This is a genomic window from Saccharomonospora iraqiensis subsp. paurometabolica YIM 90007 (assembly GCF_000231035.2).
Lineage (GTDB): Bacteria > Actinomycetota > Actinomycetes > Mycobacteriales > Pseudonocardiaceae > Saccharomonospora > Saccharomonospora paurometabolica.
Genome location: NZ_KI912225.1, coordinates 165,678 through 169,483, shown reverse-complemented (window position 1 = coordinate 169,483; position 3,806 = coordinate 165,678). Strand labels below are relative to the sequence as shown.

The 3,806-nt window shown below is 68.0% G+C and carries 4 protein-coding genes and 2 pseudogenes; 4 read left to right on the top strand and 2 right to left on the bottom strand.

All coding sequences use genetic code 11. From position 1 onward, the window contains the following. Nucleotides 1-730: pseudogene (locus tag SACPADRAFT_RS26675) on the bottom strand (hypothetical protein); the annotation flags it as partial. Between the two features lie 364 nt (nucleotides 731-1,094). Here SACPADRAFT_RS26675 and SACPADRAFT_RS0209565 point away from each other — a divergent pair. From SACPADRAFT_RS0209565 to SACPADRAFT_RS0209550, 4 genes are all read left to right on the top strand, one after another. Further along, entirely contained in the window at nucleotides 1,095-1,286 is a 192-nt protein-coding gene (locus SACPADRAFT_RS0209565; RefSeq protein WP_007026849.1) for a hypothetical protein, read from the top strand. Continuing rightward, nucleotides 1,276-1,587, top strand: coding sequence for a hypothetical protein (locus SACPADRAFT_RS0209560; protein ID WP_007026848.1), 312 nt, complete (start codon nucleotides 1,276-1,278; stop codon nucleotides 1,585-1,587). The genes SACPADRAFT_RS0209565 and SACPADRAFT_RS0209560 overlap by 11 nt, the downstream gene beginning before the upstream one ends. A gap of 589 nt (nucleotides 1,588-2,176) precedes the next feature. Continuing rightward, nucleotides 2,177-2,323, top strand: a complete 147-nt coding sequence (locus tag SACPADRAFT_RS32565; RefSeq protein ID WP_198048290.1) for a hypothetical protein — start codon at nucleotides 2,177-2,179, stop codon at nucleotides 2,321-2,323. A 9-nt stretch (nucleotides 2,324-2,332) separates the two neighbouring features. Next, nucleotides 2,333-2,671: a hypothetical protein gene (locus tag SACPADRAFT_RS0209550; protein ID WP_007026846.1), complete on the top strand. Its 339-nt coding sequence runs from the start codon at nucleotides 2,333-2,335 to the stop codon at nucleotides 2,669-2,671. Between the two features lie 179 nt (nucleotides 2,672-2,850). Here the strand turns inward: SACPADRAFT_RS0209550 and SACPADRAFT_RS26670 are convergent. Continuing rightward, nucleotides 2,851-3,649: pseudogene (locus SACPADRAFT_RS26670) on the bottom strand (transposase family protein). Nucleotides 3,650-3,806 lie beyond the last annotated feature (157 nt).

Sequence of the window (3,806 nt, the reverse complement as noted above, 5' to 3'; positions counted from 1 at the left end):
CGCGGTCGAGCAGCGCCACACCCTGTCGGGCGTGACCGGCCTCGACGGCGAAGTGACCGAAGCTGGCCGTCATGTAGGCGACCAGCAGCGGATGGTGGGTGCGCTCGGCGTGGTCGACGGCCTCGCGGTAGCGGCGGCGCGCGGTGGCGTGCTCGCCCCGGTCGACCGCCAACCACGCCGCGAGCCCGGCGACCTCGGCCAACGCGGCATAGCCGGCCGGGGTATTGAGATCGCCGCCCACGATCCCGGTCGCGAGCCGCAGATGCGCGTCCACGGCGGGGGCGAGTTCTCCGGTGGGCACGGCCTGTTCCATCCGCCGGTAGTGCGCGGTGGGCCCGGAGATAACGGCGGCGAGGTCGCGGTGCTCCTCGGCCGGGGCCAGCTGCCCGCCGAGTACCGCACCCACACCGGTGCCGAGCGTCGTTCGGAGAAAAGTCTTGCGGTCCACGTCGTCCGTGCCTCTGTCCGGTCGCACGAAACCCAGATCAGCGTCGGTGCCCACCCCGAGGATCGCACGCAGCGCCGCCCGGTAGCACGCGGCGGGCCAGCGGACCCGTCCGCGTTCCCACTTGCCGACGTGATTGGCGTCGACCGCGGTCACCCTGCCGGTGGTGCGGTGGACGTGCGCGTTCACGGCCTCGGCCAGCTCCTGCCGGGTGAGCGGGCTGCCGGGTGCCGTGGGCGACTCGACCCGCAGCCGGGCGGCGCGCAGACGCTGATTGGGTGCCACGATGCGTGTCCCTCCTCGCACTCTGTCGCGCAGTGTAGTGGTCTGAACACGGTAGCGGACTCAGGCGCGTTCCCAGGCCTTTCCCCGCGTGGTCCCGGCCGTGGTCCGTTCCGCTGCGGTCGCGGACCGAGCACGGTCGGGGCGTGACCGAGACACCGTCCCTTATCGCCGCGAGCGCCGAACCTCACCTCGCTGCGCCCATGCCCGCCGGCTGTCCGATGGACGTGACCACCGTGGTGCACACCGCTTGCGGCCGACCCGGACCACCGGCGGCCGTTGCGACGCCCCGCCCCATTCGCATCCGCCGTGAGTGGGTCTGGTGATCGCCCGGGACCGGTAGCTGCTGTGTCGGGCGGCCGAGGTGATGCGTTCGTTCGGCCCCGTGGTGGTCGAGCTGATGCAGCAGCAGGACGGCGGTGAACTCCCCGCCGATCCGGTGCGGGAGGTCGGTGACGCCTTCGCCCGGCTGGCCGGGGACTTCCTGGCCCGCGCCGATGAACTCGACGGGCACACGGCCGACAGCCGCACCATCGAAGGCACAGACGGTGCGCGATGACCCGCCGACGGTTCTGCTCGGCCGGGTGGGCACCGACCCGCTGCGGTGGCCCACGGTCGACCCGGACACACCTGCCGTGCCCCCGCCGGACGTCGACGTGATGCGCCGGGCGCTCGCCGCCCTGCGGGCTTGGGGCACCGCGCCGTGCGCGCTCTGCGGAACGGAACCGGTCGTGCGGCCGGACCTCCCACGCGGCACCGTCGACGGCCGGTTCTGCGGCGGCTGCATCGCCCGCTGCCTCGACGACCCCCGCGGCGACCACTGGTGCCCGATCGACACCCTCGGCGCCGCGGGCGGCTGAGGAGGGCGGGCGCCTCGGCTGGAGAGTCGCGGCGGTAATGGTGCGGCAGGGTAGCGCTATCACGGTGTGCTCGCCGAAGAGATCGAATCCTCGGGTGGCCTCGGAGTGCGCGACGATCACCATTCTGGGCTTCAGGATGGAACCACCATGCCGTTACGACTTCAGCCTCCAACTGTATACAAACAATTGGCAAGACACTGCTACCGGAAACTTTACCGACGACAAATTTTGTGTTGTCCAAACAAACACTAAACGGCAGCTCTGATCCTGAACTCCTCTCGACGGTCGACGGCACGCCCACGCGTGGGAGGGACTCGACTTGGTCGGACAGTCTTGCCACCATGTCGCTGCCGTGCTTCACGGGTACCTGACGGCGATCGGCGGTGCCGCTGTATCGGCTGGTGTTCCGCAGGTGTCGCCGGACAGCTCCTCGAGAGTGACCGAGCCGCTTCCTTATCCTCGTCGTCGGTTCACCTCGGTGGATCGGCTCAACCCGGAGCAGGCGACGAACCTCAAGCGGTATGAGGGGAAGTTGCCATCGAAGCACGAGCCCGTGGAGATCGAACAGCTGTCCGATGGGGCGATGAGGATGAGTTCCAAGGTCCCTTCGAACAACATCCCCGAGTCGTACGCCGAGTACATCAAGGTCATCGACAAGGAAGGCAACACCGTACAGTACGTCAAAGACACCTACGGTCCTGACGGGGTGCTGATTCACCGGAAGACCAAGATGTGAAGGGATACTGTGGACAGGCAGGAGATCGTCACAGACCTGGTGGAGTTCCGGAAGCCGATCGAACACACCCTCGCCGCGTTGCGGGAGTTCCCCTGGGACTCCGACGAGGAGCTGGCGACCCTCGACGTCTCGGCACTGCGCCGTGTCGTCGACATGTTCGAGCGCGGTCGGATCGACGCGGACGAGCTTGAGGAGTGGGCCGACGCGGTGGAAGGACGCGACGACATCGCCTTCGGCTCGCAGGACGTGATCGACGCGGTGAACACACTCGCCAACCCGGTACTCTTCGGGCCGCTGACCAAGGAAAACGTGAACAGGATTGTGAGCGAGATCGAGGTCTCGTCCTAGGCACTTCACGGCAGCGGTGACCGGCCTCCCGATCGCCCGCGACGGCGAATCTTCGTCCTTATCCTTGAACGGCGACCGTCCGCGTTAAAGGTTACGGGGCCAAGCTTTAACAGACGTGGTCGCGATGCAAGGAAACGACACAGCCTGTCGTGGCCGCCACTGAGCCTTTGCCAACCTGATTAGGTGTTGGCGATGATGAGGGTCTGAACTGCGGCGATGAGTTTGTCGGCCTGGTTGGGGCTGGAGCGGATTTTGTGCAGGACCCGCCAGTTCTTCAGCTCGGCGTTGACCCGCTCGCCCGGTCCGCGGCGGCGGGCGTGCGCGGTGTTCACGTCCTTCTGGTTCTGCGACAGCTTCCGGAACCGGCCGGTGTCGGGGTCCTTGCGTCGACGCCGCTGCGGGACCGCCACCGTCGGCCCGGCGCCCTGGTAGGCGGTGTCGGCCGCAGCGCGGATCGCATGGTCGGTGAGCGCGTCGATGATGCCGTGGGCGCGGGCCGCCCCCATGTCGTGGCGGGCGCCGGGAAGCGGCGGGGAGATCCACACCAGCCGCCCGACGGGGTCGGCGAGGACCTGCACGTTCAGTCCGTGGGCCTTGTGCTTGCCGCTGTAGAAGACCCCGGTCATGGCCGCAGGCCATACCGACCCGGTCGATGCGCAGCAGGGTGCCGTCGAGGATCACGAACGCCTTGCGCTTCGCGACTTCGATCGCCTCACCCAAGGTGGGCGCCATGGTCGCGAGCAGGTCGAGGGCCTCGCGGATATAGCGATAGACCGTCGAGGTACCGACGTCGAAGCCGCAGGCCAGATCGGCGTAGGTCTCACCCTTGCGCAGGTACGCCACAACGAGCAGGGCCTGCCGTCCGGCAGGCAGCTTGCGCCATCGAGTCCCGCGCAGACTCCGCTGCGCACGCAGCGCGTCGGCCAGCACGCCGAGAGCGCGGCTGGACACACTCATCCCGGACGGGTAAGACAGCATGGTGAAGCTCCTGGTGAGACGGATTGATCTAGGCAATCACCCGTCTACCAGGAGCTTCACCTATTGGTGGTCACGCCACGCCGCACTCGCCCTGACATGCCCGCCCGGCAGGTTGGCAAAGGCTCAATCTCGGGTCCACCGCCGTCCTGCTCGCGAT

What these genes read in the sequence shown, in the direction of transcription:
- SACPADRAFT_RS0209565 (WP_007026849.1), top strand. Translation starts at nt 1,095, where the DNA reads ATGCGTTCGTTCGGCCCCGTGGTGGTCGAGCTGATGCAGCAGCAGGAC.
- SACPADRAFT_RS32565 (WP_198048290.1), top strand. Translation starts at nt 2,177, where the DNA reads ATGAGTTCCAAGGTCCCTTCGAACAACATCCCCGAGTCGTACGCCGAG.